A 21,066-nucleotide genomic window follows, 5' to 3' on the forward strand; every position below is an offset into this window, starting at 1 on the left:
TGCGCCCGGCGCTCCTGCACGTTTCGAATCGGGCGCCGGGCAGCCATTACGAGCGGTTGAGTGCGTTGATCCGATCCACAAACGCGTGGATCATGAAGGTGAACTCGTTGCCCATGTTGGCCGCCACCGAGGTGATGTTCAGCCGGTCGCTTTCCACGCCGGCGCCTTTCAGCAGGTTCCGCGCCGAATCGGCTCTCCTGCGGGCCACTTGGTTGCCGATTTCCGATTGGCAATTGTCGGTGTGGCAGGTACACAGCATCACGCCGTCTGCACCGGCGTCAAAGGCCTCCAGCAGGTGGCCGCTGGAAATGGTGCCACCGCAGGGCACCTCGATAAATTGAACCCCCTGGGGCAGGGTATAGCCCGACAAACGGCTCAATGCGCGGGCCTGGCCGGCCGAACGGGCGCAGCCGAACACCATCACCTTCGGTATGCTTTCCGGGACCTCTTTTTTTGCATCGGGTTTTCGTAATCGCCGATATATCTCCGCGCCGATTTGAAACCCTTCCATTTCAATCGCCCGGGCCGGGCAACCGGCCACGCATATGCCGCAACTCTGGCAGGCTTCAGTCACCACTGAAACGCGGGGCCCGATGGCGATGGCCACATGGGGGCACAGTCGATAGCAGGTTAAACATCGGGCGCACCGGCCGCGAACGATCTCCACCTTTGGCAGGCGGTCGGCATCCAGATCCTGCAGGAACGCGATTACTTTCAAGGTGACCTGGTCCGCGTCGGCCAGTTGTTCGTCTTCGGATAGAATGTCCCGGGAACCGCCGGCCACGAAAATGCCTCGACGATTGGTGGCGTTGCACATGCGATGGACATTGTCGCTCTGGGCAAATCCACGGTTGTCCTGTCGGGTCGCAAGTGCGTGCGCCAGGGCATCCAGGTGCCGGCCCGGTCCGACGGTTTCATCAACAACCACCCAGTCGGTCGTCAGTTGAAAGGGGGTGCGGGTCAGCTCATCCCGATAGTCGATTTCAAAACGGCCGTCCGCCAGTGTCCGGATGGTTGGGAAATCTCGGGTGAATTTCAAAAAGAGGGCTCCGGATCGCTTGGCCGCCTGAACCAGCGCTTCGGCACCGTTGGCCGCCACTTTCAGGTTGCCGGTCATAAAATAAGTGGCCGCCCGGGATCGGCTCTGCAACTGGAGGCAGCAAGACAGCATCCGCTGGGCGATCGTCGGATGGCTGTCATTTTGCCAGCCACAGAGAAACACGAACCGTGCACCGTTTTCAAACAGATCGTCGGTCGATGCCTGACGCATTTTCTCTTCCAATGAAGAGATGGATAACACCCGTGGATCGGGTGTCAGCCCATAGGGTTCGTAGTTGGGGGAACGGTCATCATCTTCTGCAAGCACGATGGCAGGCACGTTTCGATGAAGAAGCGAGCCCTTTTGCGTCAGCTTCAGTTCAAATCTTTTGGCAAATCCGTGACAGGTGCCCAGTTGGATATGGGTTAACCAATGCATTTTCTCGCCATGGCCGGCTGAAGGCGGTGAGTCTTCCCTTGCTGCCAGACAGGCGTTGATGCCCTGATCGTAAAGGTTGGCGGCAATTTTCCGTGCGCAGGCACCGCTGCCGAAGATCATCACTTCAGGCGGCGGTGAGGCTTGCCTCCGATGGTCGGTATACGTTCTTTCATCCATATCGATTATTTCTCACCGGCATGTTTTCAGCGCTTTTTCCTGAAGGCGTCGAATACCTCCCTCCGGCCTTTTACGAAGCTGTCAAGTATTGGACCAAATCATAGACCGTCTTTTCCGCACTGCTCACACTCTCGGCAATCGTCATCGGGCCGGTGGCCGCACCGGCGGTATAGATGCCTGCCGGTGCAGGGTGGCGTTCGCTTCCGTGAGGCGGCAGGAATCCGCTTTCATCCAAGGTCCAGCCCAATATGCGGGCCATGGGTTCACTGTCTCCAGAGGGAAGCAGTCCTATCGCCAGCACCACGATGTCAAATACAGATTCCCTGGATGCGCGGGTTTCCGGGTCAAAGTAAATGACTTCCAGTTCGTCCGTCTCGGTTCTCAATATATCGCCGGGGATAGCCCTGATCATGGCGATGTTTTTGCGGGCATTGAGATAAAAGGGCTGAAAATCTTTGCCGAAGGTCTGCATATCGATATAGAAAAAGGTGATCTGCGCTTCTTTCTGTCGGGATTGAATCAGTCGCGCAATTCTCATCGATGACCCGCAACATATTTTTGAACACTAGGGATGGCCTGACTGGGCGTCCCGGCTTCCCACGCATTGAATAAAGGCAATGTGTACGGCCGGTCGACCGTCCGACGGACGCTTCATTACGGCATGTTCGCGCAGTAGGCGCTCCGCATCCAGGCTGGTGATGACATTTTGAAACCGGCCGTAACCATACGGTTTGTCGCTGGGATTATAGGGCGCGAAACCGGTGGCTAAAAAGATGGCATCTGCCTGCAGGCTGCCCGATCTCGCCCGAGACCTCAGCGTGATGGCGCCTCGGGGGCAGATATCCCTGCACAGGCTGCAGGCGGCATTGTCGAAATAGCGGCACAGGTCCCGACGAATGGCCACATACGAACCGACGCGCGGGGCGCGGCCCTGGAGAATGGCGCCGGGGACCGGGCATTTTTGGATACAGATGCCGCACCCGTTGCAGCGGTCTGCGTTCACCATGGGCGAATGGGTTCGATAAGCAATCCGATAGGGAGGGGGGCCGCCGACGGTTTCGATCTGTGTGCCGGGATAGATGGCCACATGGGGGTGTCGGGTGGCACGCAGCAGACGGTCTTCGGCTACGCAGGCACCGCATTTGACGCAGGCATCCGTGGCCTTGCAATTGAGCTGGATGGCATGACCGCCGAGAAACGGTGTCTTTTCAATCAACGATACCTGTGCGCCCCAGGTGGCCAACGCGTCGACTGCCGTCAAACCGGCCACGCCGGAGCCGATGACAACGACGTGTTTGTTTTCGAGGTTCAAAAGCGTTCTCCACGTTTCAATTTCGATAAAAATTTTTTTCTTCGAAACGGTGGCGCTTGAATCAACGGCAACTTCACCAGCGGCGTCAATCCCCGGCAATCAAGCGATTCAGTGAGTGGTCGCCTGGTACGCCGCCACGATCCGCCCCACCCGTTCCTGAATGAACCGGCTGATTTCCCGAGCTTTTTCCATGGATATGGCCGGTATGCTTGTGGCCAGTTTCTTCAGGGCCGCTTCTTCAATCCCGGTAATTTTATTGACGAGAAAGGTATCGGCCACGCCATCGTCCAATAACAGGCCGCAGCCCGATACGGTACCGACAAATTCGTCTCCTGAGAAGATCGGCACCACCAGTTTAACCATGCCGGCATCGCATTCTTCGATTACCGGTTCGCGGGACGCTTTGGCGAGATTGGCGATATTCATATGCGCGGTGGCGCAGATAAAACTCTGCCCCTTGGGGTTGGCCTTGATTTCCGGGCATAGCGGGTTAGGCCAAACGGCTGGTGGAATAATGCGAATGCCTTCGGTGCTGAATACGCCCGCATTTAAGCCCGTGCGCTCGCGAATGTCGTCTTCAAGGGTTTTCCACGTTTCGAGAGGACAAAGGTCCAGCAATTCCATGGCGAATCTCCTATTGTTTAGGCTTTGACGATGGGGGGTAAGGATTGATTCGCGATGCACTATAGACGGATTGCGAAAAAAGTGCAAGATTGGAATTTTGCATAACTATTTTAAAGTGTTCAATATTTATTGTATCTCATCCCAAATCGGGATGTCTATCGATTCAGCGATGCGGATGAATGCCAACCGTCAACTGAAAAATGTGGTATACGATTAATTTTATACCAATATCTTCGTTGGGCTCACATTTCAAAGGATGGCTGCGTTGCTGAATATTTATGTCGATGCGGATGCCTGCCCGGTCAAGCAGGAAGTCTGCCGCGTCGCCGGGCGGTGCGGGCTGACCGTGACGTTTGTTGCCAACTCACCCATGCGCGTTCCCGATCCGGGCATATCCAGGCTGGTGGTCGTCGGCAGTGGCTTCGATGAGGCGGACGATTGGATTGTCAATCAGGTTTTAGCGGACGACATCGTGGTCACGGCGGATATTCTCCTGGCCAACCGGTGTATCGGCAGGGGCGCCCGGGTGATCGGCCCTGCCGGCCGGCCATTCACCCTGGAGAACATCGGCCAGGCTATGGCCATGCGCGAACTAATGTCCGATCTGAGAGAGGCCGGAAATATAGCAGGCGGACCGCCGCCGTTTCAAAAGAAGGACCGCTCCCGCTTTCTTCACCAGTTCGACCAGATGATTCAGGCGTTAAAACGTAACAACAAGAAATAGGTGGGGGGCCGTTGGAACCCCTGCCGACGATTAGGGAACCTGCACAGTAGACGATGGAAAGGATCTGCAATGAAGCGAGGCGTGAAAGGTCTTCTGGCTGTCATGGGGGTGCTGTCGATCGGGCTGGCGGTCGCCGCTGTATGGTTTCTGGCCCAGGCCATGCCCATCGGCACCGGCTACGTTGCCAAGTACCTGTGCACCAGCACCTTTATATCCAATAGAGACCCGGAGATCGTTTTTACCGAAGATATCAAGCCGGTCAACCCGCTGGCAAAATTCGTCACCTGGGACATTAACGCAGATAGACAATCCGTCACGGCCACGGCGTTCAAGGTCTTCCATTCCAAGGCCATCTATCGCGGCGGCTGTGGGTGCACCCTGATGGCCGGCATCGTTGAGGAGGAATTACGCAACCAGCGGTTTTATCGACCCGGTGAAGCGTATACGCCGCCGTCGCAATCAACCGCATTGCCCTGGCCGCAAGGCGGCGGGGGGGCTGTCGATCCGGCGGCGTTGGGTGTGGATCCCGGGAAACTGGAACAGGCCCTGGATGAGGCATTCGCCGAACCGGGACCGGAGAACCCCCGTAAGACGCGCGCCGTGGCCATCGTTTTCGACGGGCAGTTGATCGCCGAGCGATACGCACCCGGATTCGGCCCTGAGATGCCGATCCTGGGATGGTCCATGAGCAAAAGCATCACCAATGCGCTGGTGGGCATCCTCGTTCGCGATGGAAAGCTGGCGCTGAAAGACCCGGCACCGGTTCCCGAATGGCAGTCGCCCGACGATCCGCGGCGGAACATCACCTTGGATCAGCTGCTGCGCATGAGCAGCGGACTGGCCTTCGAAGAGGTCTACAAACCGCTGGCCGATGCGACGGATATGCTATTCGGCAGCAATGATTTTGCCGCTTTTGCCGCCGGCAAAGCCCTTGAAACGGCACCGGAGGAAACCTGGAACTATTCCAGCGGCACGGCCAACATTATTGCCCGCGTCGTCCGGCATGAGGCTGAAAAAGAGGCCGTTGACTACTACCGTTTTATCCGCGAAGCTCTTTTTGACCGGATCGGCATGACCAGCGCCATTATAGAGCCGGATCCTTCCGGGACCTTCGTGGGATCCTCGTACACCGTTGCCACCGTCCGGGACTGGGCCCGCTTCGGCCTGCTCTATCTCCAGGACGGCATGTGGAACGGCGAGCGGGTCCTGCCCGAAGGGTGGGTCGACTATACCACCACTCCCACACCCAAGGCCCCCAAAGGAGAATACGGCGCCCTGTTCTGGCTCAACGCCGGTGCGCCCGGCAATCCCGACAACCGCCTGTGGCCCCATGCCCCATTGGATGCTTATGCCGCCCAGGGATTTCAGGAGCAGAAGGTCATTGTGATTCCCTCCAAAAAACTGGTGCTGGTGCGCTTCGGCGCCACGGCCCCGAGGTCGGCCTGGGATACCGATGCCTTCATTGCTGATGTGATCCGGGCGCTTCCCGGATAAACCGCCGACGGGATGCCGGCCCCCTCACCCGGTTAAACCGGAAACAACCCATTAGAAGCATCCATTCTCAAATTTCATTCTGACTTTTTTACCCGATCCGATGGACAGATGCTGCTCGAAGTGGTTATTATCTTTCTCTATGGATGCAAGATCGAGGTGAACCATGAATCACGCGTTGAAAGATAAAACCGTGGTCGTCATCGGCGGCAGCTCGGGCATGGGGCTTGCCGTGGCCCAAAAATCCTCACTGTCCGGTGCCCGGGTGGTGATCGCCAGCCGGAGCCATGAAAAACTGAAAGCCGCCGCCGCGCAGATCGGCGGCGATGTGCACTGGCAGGTGGTGGACACCATGGACGAGGTATCGGTGTCGGGCCTGTTCGAGCGGCTGGGGGCCGTCGACCACCTGGTGATTCCTGGCAGTTCGGTAAAAACCGGCACCCTGCGGGAGATGCCCCTGGCCGACGGTCTGTTTACCATGCAGAGCAAGTTCTGGGGACCCTACTTGTGCGTTAAATACGTCCGGATCAATCCCGGAGGGTCGATCACTCTCTTCTCCGGTATACTGAGCCGGCGGCCCGGTCGGAACGACGCGGTGCTGGCGTCGGTCAACGCCGCCGTGGAAGCCATGGGCCGGGCCCTGGCCAAGGATCTGGCCCCGGTGCGGGTCAACGTGATTTCTCCGGGAATGACGGCCGGCACCGGTGCCTACCTGAAGATGCCGGAAGCGGCCCGGGAAGAGATGTTCACGGCCGTTGGCCGGCGCCTGCCGGCGGGACGGGTGGGCCGGCCGGAAGACATTGCCGATGCCGTGCTGATGTTGATGACCAACGGCTTTATCACCGGCATTGTCCTGGATGTGGATGGCGGTGGAATGATTGCCTGATCGTGTTGTCGTGTCGGACCACTTTCGGCAGCCGGTAGCTGATTCCACGCCTGCCATCCGTTTGCCTGCGGCCGCCGATCGTCGTTCAACTTGACTTTGCCGGCATACCCTCTATTATGGAAATTAAGCGTTTGCTCCCTGCCATTGACAACCCACTATAACCCATCGAGGTATTGCCATGTTCTCCCACCTTGATCCCGTATTTCTGGCGCGTGCCCAATTTGCCTTTACCGTGGCCTATCACATCACCTTTCCGGCGTTTACCATCGGCCTGGCCAGTTGGCTGGCCGTGGTCGAGTGGCGCTGGCTTAAAACCGGCAACCCGCTTTACGAGCAGATTTATCGCATGTGGGTGAAAATTTTTGCCGTGACCTTCGGCATGGGTGTGGTTACCGGTGTGGTGCTCTCCTACCAGTTCGGCACCAACTGGTCCGTGTTTGCCGATCAGGTGGGCAACGTGATAGGACCGCTATTGGGCTACGAAGTGCTTACGGCCTTTTTCCTGGAGGCATCCTTTCTGGGCATCATGCTTTTCGGCTGGAACCGGGTGAGCCGGAAGATGCACTTTGCGGCCACGGTGATCGTGGCTGCGGGGACCCTGATATCGGCCTTCTGGATCCTGTCCGCCAACAGCTGGATGCAAACCCCGGCCGGCTTTCGCGAGGGCGTCGACGGCCTGCTTTACCCCACCAACTGGATTCAAGTGATTTTCAACCCGTCTTTTCCCTACCGCCTTCTTCACATGGTCACCGGGGCCTATCTGACTACGGCTTTCGTGGTGGGCGGCATCGGCGGATACTACCTGTGGCGTGGCCTGCATGTGAAACACGCCCGGATCATGCTGGGCATGGCCATGATCATGGCCATCTTCGTGGCGCCCATGCAGTTGCTTTTCGGCGATATGCACGGGTTGAACACCTTGAAGCACCAACCGGTGAAGGTCGCGGCCATGGAGGGCATCTGGGACACGGAGCAGGGCGCCGCGCTGCGGCTCTTCGCCTGGCCAAACCAGATCGAGGAGCGCAACTCCTTTGAAATAGCCATTCCCAAGCTTTCCAGCTTCATTCTCACCCATGACTTCAACGGCGAGGTCAAGGGACTCAAATCGTGGCCCCGGGGAGATCGTCCGCCTGTGGCCATGGTCTTCTGGGCCTTCCGCCTCATGGTGGGCCTGGGAATGCTGATGATCGCCACCGGACTGGTTGCGCTGGTGCTCCATTTTAAGAAACATCTTTTTACCACGCGGTGGTTTCACTTGTGGTGTATGGCCATGACGCCGGCGGGATTTGTGGCCGTGGTGGCCGGCTGGTTCGTTACCGAGGTGGGCCGGCAGCCGTTCATCGTATTCAACGTATTGCGAACGTCGGAAACCATCTCGCCGGTGGCTGCGGGTCCGGTCGCCATTTCCCTGGCGGCGTTTGTCGTCACCTATGGTCTGGTGTTTACCGCCGGTGCCTATTACATTCTCAAACTCATCGACAAGGGGCCGGAAACCAAAGAAGAAGATGCTTACGGAAGCCACGGCGTCAAGCAGCCGCCGCTGGTAACGGATCTGGCTGCCGGAACAGGAGGGAAAGATGTTTAGTTTCGAGAGTTTTCTGGACCTGCCGCTCGTCTGGTATCTGTTGATCGGCACGGCCATCTTTCTTTACATCCTGTTGGATGGCTTCGACCTGGGCGTGGGTATCCTCTTTCCTTTTGCCCCTTCCGACCAGTGCCGGGACCGCATGATGAATTCCATCGCCCCGTTCTGGGACGGCAACGAAACCTGGCTGGTGCTGGGCGGCGGCGGCCTGTTTGCGGCCTTCCCCCTGGCCTACGCCATTCTCATGCCGGCTTTCTACATCCCGATTATTCTCATGCTGCTGGGGTTGATATTCCGCGGCGTGGCCTTCGAATTCCGCTTCAAGGCCACCGGTAAATCCAGGCGGATCTGGGATTACTCCTTCCACTTCGGCTCCCTGGTGGCCACCTTCATGCAGGGCATGGTGCTGGGCACCTTCGTTCACGGTATCGCCGTGGACGGCCGCAATTTCGGCGGCGGTGCCTTTGACTGGCTGGATGCCTTCAGCGTCATGACCGGCGTCGCCCTGGTAACCGGATATGCGCTGTTGGGCGCCACCTGGACGATCATGAAAACCGAGGGCGACACTCAGGACTGGGCGCGCAAGTGTGCCCGTTACGTGTTGTTATACGTGGCCCTGTTCATGGGACTGGTCAGCCTGATCATGCCGATGATGAACAGTGACATCAAAGACCTGTGGTTCAGTCTTCCCAACTTCTACTTCCTGCAGCCCATGCCGATTCTGTCGGTGGTTTTTTTCGTCATGCTCTGGCGGGATCTGCGCACCGATCGGGAATACCGACCCTTTTTTCTCACCTTGGGCATATTTCTGATGAACTACATCGGCATCGGTGTGAGCACCTGGCCCTGGCTGGTGCCCTTCAAGGTGACCCTGTGGGAGGCGGCCGCCGCTCCTGAATCCCAGTCTCTGCTGCTGGTGGGGACGGTGTTTCTGCTGCCCTGTGTCCTGGCCTATACAGGCTATTGCTTCTGGGTGTTCCGTGGCAAGGCCTCCCACGAACATGATGCGGCTTACTGAAAAACAGCGCCAGTGGTTGTGGTTCGCCGGCCTGTTCGTCGGCGGGATGATCGCCATGCTGGTGCTGGCCGGAATCGTGCGGGTGATGCTGGGGATGGGGGTATAGGTGCCACGCTGAACCGGTCAAATCATAATTTAACGGAGGAACGGATCATGAGCATGATTAAAGAGTTTAAGGATTTTGCAGTCAAGGGGAATGTTGTCGATATGGCTGTGGGCATCATTATTGGTGCGGCATTCGGAAAAATCGTTTCTTCCTTTGTCGGTGATGTGATTATGCCCCCAATAGGTGTGCTCTTGGGCGGCGTCGATTTTACCAATTTGGCGCTCACGGTTAAAGAGGCTTCGGGAGATCTTCCTGCCGTGGTGATCAGCTATGGCAAATTCATTCAGTCCGTGGTCGATTTCACCATCATCGCCTTCGCTATTTTTATCGCCGTTAAAGCCATCAACTCGCTCAAGCGAAAAGAGGAAGAAGCGCCTCAAGCGCCGCCGGAACCCCCTGCGCAAGAAGTCTTACTTAAGGAAATCCGTGATTTATTGAAGGAGCGAAAGTAACTTCTCGTCAGATCACGCGGGTAAAACGGAAAGCCGGAGGGCAGCTGGCTTCCCGAACAATTGCGAGCGTGGGTCCGCATGGGGCGGTTCACAGCAACGATTGGGATATGAACGGACGATGGCCCGCCCGGGGATCAGCAGTCTTTTGCCTGATTCCCATGTGCCTTTTCCAGACGCCTGATCCCATTCAGCTTGTGTCCTTCACTTTCCAGAATCTTTTTTCTTGGGTCATGACCCCCTTTCGTCGCTGCGGGTCAAGGAACCGCTGGTAAAGTTTTTCATTCATGTCGACCGATCTGCCGAGGAGTTTTTCTTCGATCAGTGACAGCGCTTCGATGGATTTGTCGCATACGGGGTAGCCTTTTTCGTCCAGATCGATCGAAGACCCCGGAGAAACCCTTGAGATGTTGTTGATGTCCACCAGACGGATGCCGCCGGCAACGGTGATGATCAGATTGCCTGCTCCGGCCAGATCGGGGATGTGCCCGGCTTCGGTGACCATCCGTTTGATTTTTTCGATGAACCCGGCTCCTTTTTTCCGGACTTCCTTGATCCATCGGGTTTCCGATAGGGTCAGCGTTCCGTCCTGGGCACGAAATGTTTCATACAACCCCGGTAGCAGTTCCGCGGTGCCAAGAATGGTCCACGGATCCAGGATCTCACCCCTGACATATTCCTGAAACCCGCACAGCACCAGGTCCCGGCCTTGGGGCCCCCGATAATCCACGATGCATTCTGTGGACCGGGCCATGAAATCGGGTGCCAGGTATCGCTCGACGATTTTGACCCGCCCGATTTCGAAAAGGGCGTTTTCGAGGGTTTCAAGACGGGCACGGAAAATGCGGAACATCCGGCGCGGCGGCGCTTTGGGAAACCATCTGACCCCGTCGATCACCTTCCCCGATTGCTCGATTTCCACATCCGACGCGTTGAGGATTTCCATGATATGCGATCGAAGGCCCTGCCTGAAATGTCTCCTGAACATATAGGGTGTGGACGATCTGACGAAGTTCAGTGCGGTGACATCGGCATGGCCGATGGATGATCTGTCCCTTATGTCTTCAGGCATATCTACTTTTCCGCTTGGTTGAAATACGGGAACTGCCGATTAAAAAGCCTTCCCGGTATTGCTTGGATGCGTTGGCCAAGACGGTTGCGCCTCCACGGTTCCAGTCGGCAGCATCATGCAAATTCACCATAGCGCACAATTTATCTGCTGTCACTCTCGTGGGAGTAACGGTGGTATTTCAATAGGTGGAGGTTATTTCCGGCTTTCAAACAAACAGTCTTTTGGTCATTCAGTGGTAGGTTAAACCCACCGTCTGTTCCTGTGCTCTTAATAAAACCTATTTAAAACGAGGAGTTGTTTTTTTCCTGCGCCTGCCGGCTAACCCGTCTGTTTCTGCTGCATCTTGAAGATCTCAAGCCGGTGACTACTGTTGAAGTGTACGATTTTTCATCAACTCAAACTGAATTTAAAACGTGTGAGGTGAACCATGAAAATTAATGTCAAGTGCTTTGCATCGCTTTCCAATGACGACACCTGCCGGCACGATCAGCCAATATCCATAACGATTGGTGAAGACAACGCTACCATCGGAAATTTAATAGACCACGTGCGGGTTCCCGAAAAAGAGATTGCCACGGTATTCGTCAACGGTAGACGGGTGGGACGCGATGGCCGACTGGCGGACGGCGACCGCGTGGCTTTCGTACCGGCTGTCGGTGGAGTGTAGGCTGTGGATGCCTGCGGCCAGGGGCAACTTGTGGCAGGCTATCAATATCGGGGCATCGATGCCTGCCGGTCCGAACTCGTCACCATCTTAATCTGGCATATGCAACCGGCGTCCCTGGGTCCCTGAAAATAAATGGAGAATGGGAAATGAGTTCAAAATAGTTTGTCGTAGTTGGCGGCACGTCGGGTATCGGACTTGAGATTACGCACCGAATGGCAGCCAAAGCGTATTCGGTAGTGGCGATTTCTCGGTCGGCGGGCAGTGTGGCTAAGTTGCCCGGCGTGACCTACCTGCCGGTGGATGTCACCCGGGAGGAGATTGATGCGGGTAACCTTCCGGACAGGATTCAAGGTCTGGCCTACTGTCCGGGTTCCATTCGACTGCGACCCTTTCACCGCATCAAGGAAGACGATTTCCTTGCCGACTTGCAGATCAATCTCCTCGGTGCTGTCAATGCCATTCAAGCTTGCCTGCCTGGCCTGAAAAATGCGGAAAGCCCGTCATCCATCGTTTTGTTCAGCTCGGTGGCGATGGGAACGGGTATGCCCTTTCACGCCTCCATTGTCAGTGCCAAGGGGGCCGTGGAGGGCCTGACCCGCTCGCTGGCCGCCGAGTTCGCACCGATAATCCGGGTCAACGCCATCGCCCCGTCCTTGACCGACACCAATATGGCCACCATGCTGTTGTCCGACGACGGAAAACGAACTGCGGCTGCGGATCGACATCCGCTCAAACGGTTTGGAAATGCGGGGGATATCGCGGCTGCGACAATATTCCTGCTCGAGAATGCATCCTCGTGGGTCACCGGTCAGGTGATTGCGGTGGATGGGGGTATGGGCGCGTTGCGGACATTTAAGTAACCGGTATTTAGGGTAAGGCGTCTTTATGGTCACTGCAGCGGACAGGGAATCCAGGATAAAAGGGGCGATCTTGGGCATGTACGTTGGCGATGCCCTGGCCATGCCGGTTCACTGGTACTACGACCGACAGGCACTTGAAAGGGATTATGGTCAGGTGCGTGGCTATCTGGCCCCGAAAAATCCGCATCCGGACAGCATTCTCTGGCGCTCCACATACACACCGATCAACACAAAGGCAGAAATCCTCCACGGCCAGGAGCGGTTCTGGGGACGTGCGGATGTGCACTACCACCAGTTTCTCGAGGCTGGTGAAAATACCCTGAATCTGAAGCTCTGCACCCTGTTGCTCAACAGCCTGTTGGAAAACAACGGCTACAATGCAGATGCCTATCTGGCTGACTACATCGCCTTCCTGACCACCGCCGGCAGCCATCGGGATACCTATGTGGAGGAGTATCACCGTCATTTTTTCAACAACTTTGCGTCCGGAAAGCCGCCACGGGCATGCGGCGTCATGGAAAAGCACATCAGCGGCATTATCGGAATGGTCCCGCTGGCCGTCTTCTACGTCGACGACCCCGACCTGGCCAGGCGGGCCGCATTCGAACATCTTGGCCACACCCATTTGGGTGAGCGCATGGTGGCCGCCGGTGAATTTCTTATGGATGTGCTGCTTCCCGTTTTGAGCGGTGAAGGTCTATTTGACGTGATTGCCGACAAGGTCCGGCGGCAGGACAACCCGCTGCTGGGCCACCCTTTGGTGCGATGGCTTGACGATCCTGACGAAATTGTCGTGGGACGGCGACTCAGCAGCGCCTGCTATGTGGAAGATGCGCTTCCGGCCATCGCCTACCTGGCCCTGAAATATCACGATGATGCGGCCCGGGGGCTGATTGCCAATACCAACCTGGGCGGCGATAACGCCGGAAGGGGAGCGGTACTGGGCGCCTTGTTGGGGGCGGCCAATGGCCACGGGGCCTTTCCCGAATTATGGATAAAGGGGCTGCGTCACCCACCACCGGAAGAGCTCATTCGTTGAGCGGGTGGTCGTGGAAATGAAGTGCTGCAGCATGATGATTTACCAAACTAAAAAACCATTGCCGATTCATCCTCGCTTAGAATAGTCGGCTATTGATTGAAAGGAAAGACACCTATGAGCACAGAAAACAGGGAAACCCTATATGTGAAGGTCAGAGATCTGGCGGGCAACGATTTTGTTTGTCCCCTGGACGAGTTGAGAGATCCGAATAGCATCAGCGATGCGGAAATGGAAAATTGTGTCGAGGACGCTGTGGTCGGCCGGTATGCGGGTCGGCTGAAAATTGTCGATCCTGTGCATTGAAACACTGTCAACCCGATTGACTAAATAAAAAGCGCCGTGAGTGAATGCCCGCGGCGCTTTTTTAGGGACCCTGAATCTAATTAAAGCTTTTCGGGGTTGCACAGGTTCTTGTCGCTTACCGCGCTGCGCCCGCAGTTTTTGCAAAAGTGCACTGCGGGCTGGATCAGTTTTTTAAACGCTTTTGTATTGGATTCGATAAAGCCCTCTTCCTGGAGGGCACACAGGGTTTTTTCTTCGGTATCGCTCATGTCGGTATCCTTTCTATCGTGAACATCAGGGTCTGCTGATGTGGGGTTTTCGGGTGTTGTTGCATACACTGCAACGCGTCTGACAAAATATCTCCGCTGGTCCGTTAACCGGCATAGCGGGATTCATTTTTCATCCCCGAGCACTTCATTGAAAAAGTTGGTCATTTGCTGCCAGGAGCGACGGTCCGCCGACGGATTGTAGGCTAGGGCGGGCATGCCATGCTTGTCCGCATCCGGATTGGTAAAACCGTGGCGGGCACCGCCAAAGACGATCAGCTGCCAGTCGATGGTTGAGGCGTTCATGGCATCGACGTAGGCGGTCAAGGTCTCAGGCTTGTTAAAGGGATCTTCGGCGCCGTGGCAAATCATGATTTTCGCCTGGGTTTGTCCGGCCTGCTCGGCGGAGGGTGAGATCAGGGAGCCGTGAAAACTGACCACCCCTTTGAGGTCGGCACCCCCATAGGCCAGCACCTGAACGGTGGCGCCGCCAAAGCAATACCCGATGGCCGCCATCCGGTGGGTATCCACACGGGGCTGTTTCTTGAGTACGTCCAGTCCGGCCGTTGCCCGTTTCAGCCACTGGTCCATGTTGGCGTTGATCGCTTTCATCCAGGCGGCGGCCTGGTCCGGGTGTTCGGTGGATTTACCCTTGCCGTACATGTCCAGGGCAAAGGCCACGTATCCCATCCGGGCCAGTTGTTCGGCGCGGGAGCGAACGTAGTCGTTGAGTCCCCACCATTCGTGGACCACCAGAATCCCGGGCGCCTTTCCGGAAACGGCATCATCGTAGGCGAGATACCCTTCCAGGGATACGCCGTCGTGCGTGTAGGACAGCGACTGGGAGACCACCTTGGCAAAGGCGGTTCCGGTCGACAACCAAAGAATGAGTGAAATCAAAAAAAGTTTGCTTTTCATGCGGACTCCTTTCAACAGGCCAAATGGCGATGAACCGTTTTCACCACCGCCCCGTTTTTTTGACATGACTGGGTTAAATCGCATCTTTCATGGCCGGTTTACCGCTGAACGGATGGAACATGTTGAACCGGCAGGTCGAACTGGTCGCGTTATCGATGGATGGCGAATGCCTGTCACGCTTTCCCGTTTTCTTCAACAGATGATCTGCCTTCATAGTAGGTAGGATTTGGGAAAGATCAAGGTGGCCGGCGCTGCCGCGGCTGGCAACCCGGCGAGCATGTCAGGGGGGGACGACGGGAAAAATAAAACCGACCAGGAACGCGAACGCATCCTGACCGGTTTAAGGCAAATCACCACATTTCCGGTGGTCGAAAAACTGTTGCGAGAAGCTAACCAGCGATATCGTGCGCTTCGACATCCTTGATTGCTGCACGGCGGGCACCAATCAACCAAAGCTGCGCATATGATAAGAATCGGGTGTCATGTTTTTGGCCGGAACCGGGACGAAATTGACGGGTGGCATGGCGCCTGTTGAATTAATCACCGCCAACCGTATTGTTTTCCGGCATCTTTGACCTTCTCGAAATTGGTATAAAAATTGAATATTTTTTAGTTCGAAAAATCAACACGGACGGGGCGATCATGATTCAGAAAACCGGTATGACCATCGATGCATATCTTAGAAATGCGGGAATCAAGCCAGTCGGCACGATGAGCCGCAGGCAGTTCATTCCCTTGAAAACCGGCACGACGCCATCCTTTTCAGAGGATCTGAATTCGGCGATATCTTCCAACCCTCCTGAAGCCGTCGGCGAAAAAACGGGGATGACGATTTCGGACTACCTGCATCGAGCCACCGCCAATGCATCGGGCGGCTTGTTCCGCAACTCGACCCTTCTAAACGGTTCCCTTCACCCCGGTTATTTGAATACGTTCAGCCTTATTCCCGTTCCGTCTAAAGGGGACCCCACCACCGCCGCTTTCGCGTCGCAGAGCCGTTCGATAAGCACCGACACCGGTGTCACCACCCCTTCGGACGGTGAAACGATTGTCGCCGAGAGTATCAAACGCGCTGCAAGGAAATACGACCTGCCGGAAAAGCTCATAGCCGGCGTGATTCGGGCCGAATCCAATTTCCAGGCGGATGCCGTATCCCCTGCGGGCGCCCAGGGGCTGATGCAGCTTATGCCGGCAACGGCGAAAGAGCTGGGTGTGAACGACCCCTTTGATGTCCGGCAGAATATCGACGGTGGCGCCGGCTATCTCCGGCAGATGCTGGATCGCTTCGGAGGCGATCTGAGATTAGCCCTGGCCGCATACAATGCAGGTCCTGGAACCGTGGAGAAGTATAACGGAAACGTTCCCTATCGGGAGACGCGGAATTATATCGAACGGGTTCTCAAGGGGGTTTCGGCCTGACAGGGGGGGCGATGTGCGCTTGTGCGAGGTTGTCCGCGAAAATCGACTCAAAACCTCATCAATGAATCATAACCCCCTGTTATTCGAATAAGATTGTATTGTTTGCCCCCTTGAGCGTTTTTAAAATTCCGATCCGCTGCCCCGGGTAAAAAAGACTATCCCGGTGGCGTTCTATAGATTCAACCCACATTTGTTCAGGGTTACGAGGCCCCCCTGCACGCTGACCGGATCGGCCAATCCCATCGCCCTCAGGTTGAGCTGGGCTTCGTAGGAGCGAACACCGGTGTTGCACAGCAGGATCAGGTCTTTTCCCGGAGGGATTTCTCCAAGGCGTTTGCGCAGTTCATCCTGGGGAATATTCATCCAGCGGTCCGGATATTTTTTCGCATAGGCGTCCCCATCCTGCCGGGCGCGGCAGTCGAGGATCAACAAATTGCCGTTTCCGTTGATCCATTTTTCGGTGAAAGTATCGGCGTCTATGGGATGGAAATGGCCGTCCAGCATGTTTTCGGCGGCATTGGCCAGCGCGTTGAGTACATCCATGGCTGAAGAGAATGGCGGGGAATAGGCCAGCTCCACATTGCTGAGCCGGTCGATGGTCGGCCGGTCTTCCAACAGGGCGGCCACCATATTGATTCTTCCCACCAGGGCGTCGCCTTCTTCTCCGAATCCCTGAATACCCAGAATCCGCCGCGATTTCCTTTCCACAACCAGTTCCAGGTGTATCATGGCCTTGTCCGGGTAAAAGTGGGCGCGGTCAAGCTGGGCCACCTGGATGCTGACGGCATCGAAGCCCGCTTTGCGGGCCCTTTCCAGACTCAATCCGGTTCCGGCCAGGGCGGCCTCGAATGTCTTGATCACAAAGGAACCGACAGCACCCTTGAACACGGCGCTTCCTCCGGCAAGGTTGGTGCCGATTACCCGACCCTGCCGGTTGGCCATGGACCCTAAGGGGTAGTAGCCTGGCTGGCCGGTGACCAGATTGCGGATTTCCGTACAGTCTCCGCCGGAATAGATGGCCGGGTCGGACGTGCGCATGTGTTCGTCCACCGCAATGGCGCCGGTTGGGCCGATGCGCAGTCCGGCTTCCCGGGCCAGTTCCACATTGGGGGTGGCCCCGATGGCGATGATAACCAGGTCCGCCTCCAACCGGCGTTTATTCGTCACCACGGCTTCAACGGTGTCGGTGCCTTCGATGGCCTGCACCTCTTCGTCGAGGAAAAAGCGGACATCATGTTTTTCCATTTGCCGCTGGGCCATACGGGCGAACTGGGGCCCGACGAAACCGGGCATGATCTGATCGAAATATTCTACCACCGTGGTATCCACCTCCCACATGTCGGCCAGGGCTTCGGCCATTTCCAGCCCGATAAAACCGCCGCCGATGATGACGGCCCGTTCCACCTGACCCTTGGTGACCAGTTCCTTGATCGCCTGGGCATCGTTCAGGTTGGCGGACGTATGCACCATGGGAAGATCGGCGCCGGGGATGTTCAGACGCCGGGGTCGACTGCCGGTTCCCAGCACCAGCTGGTCATAGGCGAGAGTGTCCGCGGTGCCGTCCGGCCGGAGAATGTGAAGTCGTTTGTTCTCTCGGTCGATCCGCTGGGCCCGGGTCTGGGTGAGTACCTCGATATCCTTGCAATCTCGGAAAAAAGCCTCGTCCCGCAGCATGTGAAAACTGGTCTTGCGAAGATCGTTGACATCGCTGACATCCCCGGAGACATAGAAGGGAATTCCGCATCCGCCGTAGGATACGAAGCGGTCCTGATCGACAATGGTTACCTTCGAACGGGGTTCCAACCGCTTGAATCGGCAGGCTGCCTTCGATCCGAGAGCGACGCCGCCAACGATGACGATGTTCTGTGACATTTTCAACCTCTTGTTTTACCTGTTGGTCATCATTTATCCTGCACCCTGGTTATCATTCGATGCAGGACGCTGACGGCCACTTTTGGGTACCATGGGTTACCGCATCGAGATAACGCGCAAAGGGGTATAAATTGTACCTTTTTTTGGGTTTGTCAAGGCTCGGCACAAGAAAACGGGAAGGCACTGCATGCCGGCTTTTAAAGAGGCATGAGGCGTTTCCAGTACGGTTCCATTGAACAGTAATAATCGGGTATTCACAAGGGGAATGGGGTTGCCGACAACCGGCGGCCGGTGAATATTAACGCTGACATTGGTTTCAATCCCGCCGGACCAACAGCAGGGTGTTGCCGATGACGGTCAGGCTGGAGAGCAGCATCGCCGTCGCAGCCACCAGGGGGGTCAGCATGCCGTTCATGGCGATGGGGATGCTAATCATATTGTAGATCCAGGCACACCACAGATTTTGGGTGACTTTGCGGTTGACCTGCCGGGACAAGGGGAAAAATTCCAACAATTGGGCAGGGTCTCCGCGCATGAGGGTAATGTGGGCGGCTTGCCGGGCCAGTCCCTGCCCGGAATGAACGGCCACCGCCAGATGGGCACGGGCCATGGCCGCCGCATCGTTGATGCCGTCGCCCACCATGGCAACCTGCCGCCCCCGTTCCTTCAACGCATCGATATAGTGTGCCTTGTCTGACGGCAACAAACCACCTCTGGCTTTGTTCAGGCCGATGGCCCGGGCTACTTCACGGGTGGCGGCGTCCCCGTCTCCTGATACCAGGTGAATGTCACGGGAATTTCCTTTCAGGGCGTCTATCATCGACGGTACCGTCGGTCGGATCGTATCGCCGAAGATCAGGGTTGCTGCCGGACGGTTGTCGATGCTGAGAAAGACGCGGGAGGTCAGGGTCCCTTCGGATTCCTCCGTGACGCGATCAGAAGACGCCATCTCCCCCCGGGTGAATCCCCGGTTTCCGATGCGTACCATTTTTCCATCCAACCGTCCCTGAACCCCATCTGCGTAAACCATAATATCCGCTGCCGCGGCTGGCGCGATATCCTGAGCGCGGGCATAGGCGTTGATGGACCGGGCGATATCGTGATCCGAGGCCTGTTCCAGACCGGCGGCCCAGGCGGTGATGGTCGCTGGATGGTATCCCGGTTCGCATTCGATATGACTGAGTTGCCAGCTGCCATGGGTCAATGTGCCGGTTTTATCGAAAACGATGGTGTCGATGGCACCGGCCCGTTCGAAGGATTCGATTTCCCGGACCAGAATGCCTCGGCGTCCGGCCAGGGAGATGCCTGCCAGCCGCGCCATGGGGATGGCTACACCCAGAGCGCAGGGGCATGTGATGACCATCACGGTCACCGCCCGCACCACGGCCTGGTTCACGGTCAAGCCGGCCATGGCGCAGAACAGCCCCGTTCCCCCGGCAAGGGTGATGATCATGGGGACGAACCACTTGAGCATTCGATCCGTGCGTCCTTCGAATGCACTTTTCTGCTCGAGGCTGCGGGTCATGATGGCGATCATTTGGCCCAGGACGGTATCGCCGCCTACCTTTTCCGCCGCTGCAATGACCCGGCCGTCGATTATCCGGGTGCCGCTTTTGATGGAATCGCCGATTTTGACAGCGACCGGTCTGGGCTCTCCGGTCAGCGAGGATTCGTCAAGGGCAGCGGTGCCGGATTCCACGCGGCCGTCCGCCGGAACGATCTCATCCGCTTCCACGGCAAACCGGTCTCCCGGTGCCAGTTGTCCGATGGCCACATAACGTCCCTTGGGTGAGGTATCGGTGATCAGGCGTACTTTGGCGGGCTGCAGGGCGAAGAAACTGTCCAGATCCCGGCGGACGCGGCCTTTGGCCTGCTGCTCCAGAACCTTTCCCAAAAGGACCAGGGTGATGAGCATGCAGGCGGTGTCAAAGTATAAATGGATGCTGCCGGTCAGCCAGTTATAGATGCTGTAAACAAAGGCACAGCCGGCACCCATGCCCACCAGGGTTTCCATGCCCGGTGCCCGGTGGATCAGACCGAACCAGGCTTTGCGCAGCATGGGGCCGCCACCATAGACGAAAACCACTGCCGCCATAGCCACGATGGGCAGGGAAATCTTGGATATGGCATCGTTGTCAAGGGCGGTGAAAAAGCCGGCGTAAAGCGCCCAGGAGAGCATCATGACATTGGCGGAGAGCAGGCCGGTGATCGCCAGCCGGATCAGTTCCCGGCGCCGGTTCTCCATTCCTGCGGTTCCGGCATCAGCTTCCCGGAGACCATAGCCCAGGCGCGTGACGGACTCTCGGATCTGGTCGGGCGCCACGCGGTCGGGACGATAACGGCAGCGCATGCGGTCCGTGGAAAAATGGCAGTCTACCGCCTGCACCCCGGCCAGCCGGGACACCGCTTTTTCGATTACCCAGGCGCAGGCGGTGCACCACATGCCGTCGACCATCAGATCCAACGCCAGGGTTCCGGACGGGTCCGAGGCTCCTTTCTCACCGCCCGCTGATCTGGCGGCGGTGTGTGTTTCCTGCTTTTCCTTCTCGTGAAGGCGGCGAAGATCCTCTTCGCTGGCGGGAATCACCCCGGCGGCCACACACTGACGGTATAAATCGGTTTCCTTGAACCGGGTCGGATTGTCGATTTCGGCCGATTCAAGCAGCATGGTGTAGACCATCCGGCATCCGTGGCAGCAAAACCTCAAGGGTTGATCATTGACGGAATGGGAAACGGTGCCGTAGCGCAGGGGTAGGCCGCAGAGATCGCAAGTGGGGGTTGGCATGAAATTCAGCCAGGTTTGGAATGAATGATGCCGGAAT

Annotated in this window: 21 protein-coding genes and 1 pseudogene; 13 read left to right on the top strand and 9 right to left on the bottom strand. The window is 57.0% G+C overall.

Annotated elements, in window-relative coordinates:
- Positions 1–46: 46 nt before the first annotated feature.
- The 4 genes from ACHZBS_RS15165 to ACHZBS_RS15180 all read right to left on the bottom strand — a co-directional run bounded on the left by ACHZBS_RS15165 (position 47) and on the right by ACHZBS_RS15180 (position 3,590).
- Positions 47–1,654 carry a hydrogenase iron-sulfur subunit gene (locus ACHZBS_RS15165; RefSeq protein WP_319407361.1) on the bottom strand — a complete coding sequence of 536 codons (1,608 nt, stop codon included), beginning with the start codon at positions 1,652–1,654 and terminating at the stop codon, positions 47–49.
- A gap of 70 nt (positions 1,655–1,724) precedes the next feature.
- Positions 1,725–2,192: a hypothetical protein gene (locus ACHZBS_RS15170; RefSeq protein WP_319407362.1), complete on the bottom strand. Its 468-nt coding sequence runs from the start codon at positions 2,190–2,192 to the stop codon at positions 1,725–1,727.
- Positions 2,193–2,219: 27 nt separating this feature from the next.
- Positions 2,220–2,966, bottom strand: coding sequence for a 4Fe-4S binding protein (locus ACHZBS_RS15175; RefSeq protein WP_319407363.1), 747 nt, complete (start codon positions 2,964–2,966; stop codon positions 2,220–2,222).
- Between the two features lie 108 nt (positions 2,967–3,074).
- Positions 3,075–3,590 (bottom strand): PocR ligand-binding domain-containing protein, encoded by a 516-nt coding sequence (locus ACHZBS_RS15180; protein WP_319407364.1) that lies wholly within the window; start codon positions 3,588–3,590, stop codon positions 3,075–3,077.
- A gap of 265 nt (positions 3,591–3,855) precedes the next feature.
- On the opposite strand from ACHZBS_RS15180, the gene ACHZBS_RS15185 reads away from it, so the two are divergent.
- The 7 genes from ACHZBS_RS15185 (at position 3,856) to mscL (ending at position 9,852) form a co-directional block, all read left to right on the top strand.
- Entirely contained in the window at positions 3,856–4,314 is a 459-nt protein-coding gene (locus tag ACHZBS_RS15185) for a YaiI/YqxD family protein (protein ID WP_394707993.1), read from the top strand.
- A 69-nt stretch (positions 4,315–4,383) separates the two neighbouring features.
- On the top strand, positions 4,384–5,808 hold the full coding sequence (locus tag ACHZBS_RS15190) for a serine hydrolase (protein WP_319407366.1): 1,425 nt from the start codon (positions 4,384–4,386) through the stop codon (positions 5,806–5,808).
- A gap of 163 nt (positions 5,809–5,971) precedes the next feature.
- Positions 5,972–6,691, top strand: a complete 720-nt coding sequence (locus tag ACHZBS_RS15195) for an SDR family oxidoreductase (protein ID WP_319407367.1) — start codon at positions 5,972–5,974, stop codon at positions 6,689–6,691.
- Between the two features lie 178 nt (positions 6,692–6,869).
- Complete coding sequence (locus tag ACHZBS_RS15200; protein WP_319407368.1) at positions 6,870–8,276, top strand: cytochrome ubiquinol oxidase subunit I; 1,407 nt, start codon at positions 6,870–6,872, stop codon at positions 8,274–8,276.
- On the top strand, positions 8,269–9,294 hold the full coding sequence (gene cydB, locus ACHZBS_RS15205; RefSeq protein ID WP_319407369.1) for a cytochrome d ubiquinol oxidase subunit II: 1,026 nt from the start codon (positions 8,269–8,271) through the stop codon (positions 9,292–9,294). The genes ACHZBS_RS15200 and cydB overlap by 8 nt, the downstream gene beginning before the upstream one ends.
- Entirely contained in the window at positions 9,278–9,400 is a 123-nt protein-coding gene (locus ACHZBS_RS15210) for a hypothetical protein (protein ID WP_319407370.1), read from the top strand. Before cydB ends, ACHZBS_RS15210 begins: the two co-directional genes overlap by 17 nt.
- 47 nt (positions 9,401–9,447) lie before the next feature.
- The gene (gene mscL / locus ACHZBS_RS15215; protein WP_319407371.1) at positions 9,448–9,852 is read left to right on the top strand and encodes a large-conductance mechanosensitive channel protein MscL; all 405 of its coding nucleotides are present in this window, start codon (positions 9,448–9,450) and stop codon (positions 9,850–9,852) included.
- Between the two features lie 187 nt (positions 9,853–10,039).
- On the opposite strand, the gene ACHZBS_RS15220 is transcribed toward mscL, so the two are convergent.
- On the bottom strand, positions 10,040–10,921 hold the full coding sequence (locus ACHZBS_RS15220) for a hypothetical protein (RefSeq protein ID WP_319407372.1): 882 nt from the start codon (positions 10,919–10,921) through the stop codon (positions 10,040–10,042).
- 427 nt (positions 10,922–11,348) lie between these two features.
- Between ACHZBS_RS15220 and ACHZBS_RS15225 the strand changes: the two genes are divergently transcribed.
- The 4 genes and pseudogenes from ACHZBS_RS15225 to ACHZBS_RS15240 all read left to right on the top strand — a co-directional run bounded on the left by ACHZBS_RS15225 (position 11,349) and on the right by ACHZBS_RS15240 (position 13,790).
- Positions 11,349–11,588, top strand: coding sequence for a MoaD/ThiS family protein (locus ACHZBS_RS15225; RefSeq protein WP_319407373.1), 240 nt, complete (start codon positions 11,349–11,351; stop codon positions 11,586–11,588).
- 176 nt (positions 11,589–11,764) lie between these two features.
- Positions 11,765–12,448, top strand: a pseudogene (locus ACHZBS_RS15230) (SDR family NAD(P)-dependent oxidoreductase); the annotation flags it as partial.
- Positions 12,449–12,473: 25 nt separating this feature from the next.
- Positions 12,474–13,487, top strand: coding sequence for an ADP-ribosylglycohydrolase family protein (locus ACHZBS_RS15235; protein WP_319407374.1), 1,014 nt, complete (start codon positions 12,474–12,476; stop codon positions 13,485–13,487).
- A gap of 114 nt (positions 13,488–13,601) precedes the next feature.
- On the top strand, positions 13,602–13,790 hold the full coding sequence (locus ACHZBS_RS15240; protein WP_319407375.1) for a hypothetical protein: 189 nt from the start codon (positions 13,602–13,604) through the stop codon (positions 13,788–13,790).
- Between the two features lie 80 nt (positions 13,791–13,870).
- Here the strand turns inward: ACHZBS_RS15240 and ACHZBS_RS15245 are convergent, their stop codons facing one another.
- Together ACHZBS_RS15245 and ACHZBS_RS15250 are read right to left on the bottom strand one after the other, a co-directional pair.
- Positions 13,871–14,038 carry a hypothetical protein gene (locus ACHZBS_RS15245; RefSeq protein ID WP_319407376.1) on the bottom strand — a complete coding sequence of 56 codons (168 nt, stop codon included), beginning with the start codon at positions 14,036–14,038 and terminating at the stop codon, positions 13,871–13,873.
- A gap of 123 nt (positions 14,039–14,161) precedes the next feature.
- Positions 14,162–14,953 carry a dienelactone hydrolase family protein gene (locus tag ACHZBS_RS15250; protein ID WP_319407377.1) on the bottom strand — a complete coding sequence of 264 codons (792 nt, stop codon included), beginning with the start codon at positions 14,951–14,953 and terminating at the stop codon, positions 14,162–14,164.
- A gap of 226 nt (positions 14,954–15,179) precedes the next feature.
- On the opposite strand from ACHZBS_RS15250, the gene ACHZBS_RS15255 reads away from it, so the two are divergent.
- Positions 15,180–15,377, top strand: a complete 198-nt coding sequence (locus tag ACHZBS_RS15255; protein ID WP_319407378.1) for a hypothetical protein — start codon at positions 15,180–15,182, stop codon at positions 15,375–15,377.
- Between the two features lie 218 nt (positions 15,378–15,595).
- Positions 15,596–16,372, top strand: a complete 777-nt coding sequence (locus ACHZBS_RS15260; protein WP_319407379.1) for a lytic transglycosylase domain-containing protein — start codon at positions 15,596–15,598, stop codon at positions 16,370–16,372.
- A gap of 171 nt (positions 16,373–16,543) precedes the next feature.
- Here the strand turns inward: ACHZBS_RS15260 and ACHZBS_RS15265 are convergent, their stop codons facing one another.
- Positions 16,544–18,244 (bottom strand): FAD-dependent oxidoreductase, encoded by a 1,701-nt coding sequence (locus ACHZBS_RS15265; protein ID WP_319407380.1) that lies wholly within the window; start codon positions 18,242–18,244, stop codon positions 16,544–16,546.
- Between the two features lie 316 nt (positions 18,245–18,560).
- Positions 18,561–21,029, bottom strand: a complete 2,469-nt coding sequence (locus tag ACHZBS_RS15270; protein WP_319407381.1) for a heavy metal translocating P-type ATPase — start codon at positions 21,027–21,029, stop codon at positions 18,561–18,563.
- Between the last annotated feature and the right edge of the window lie 37 nt (positions 21,030–21,066).

It is taken from the genome of uncultured Desulfosarcina sp., assembly GCF_963664155.2.
GTDB lineage: Bacteria > Desulfobacterota > Desulfobacteria > Desulfobacterales > Desulfosarcinaceae > Desulfosarcina.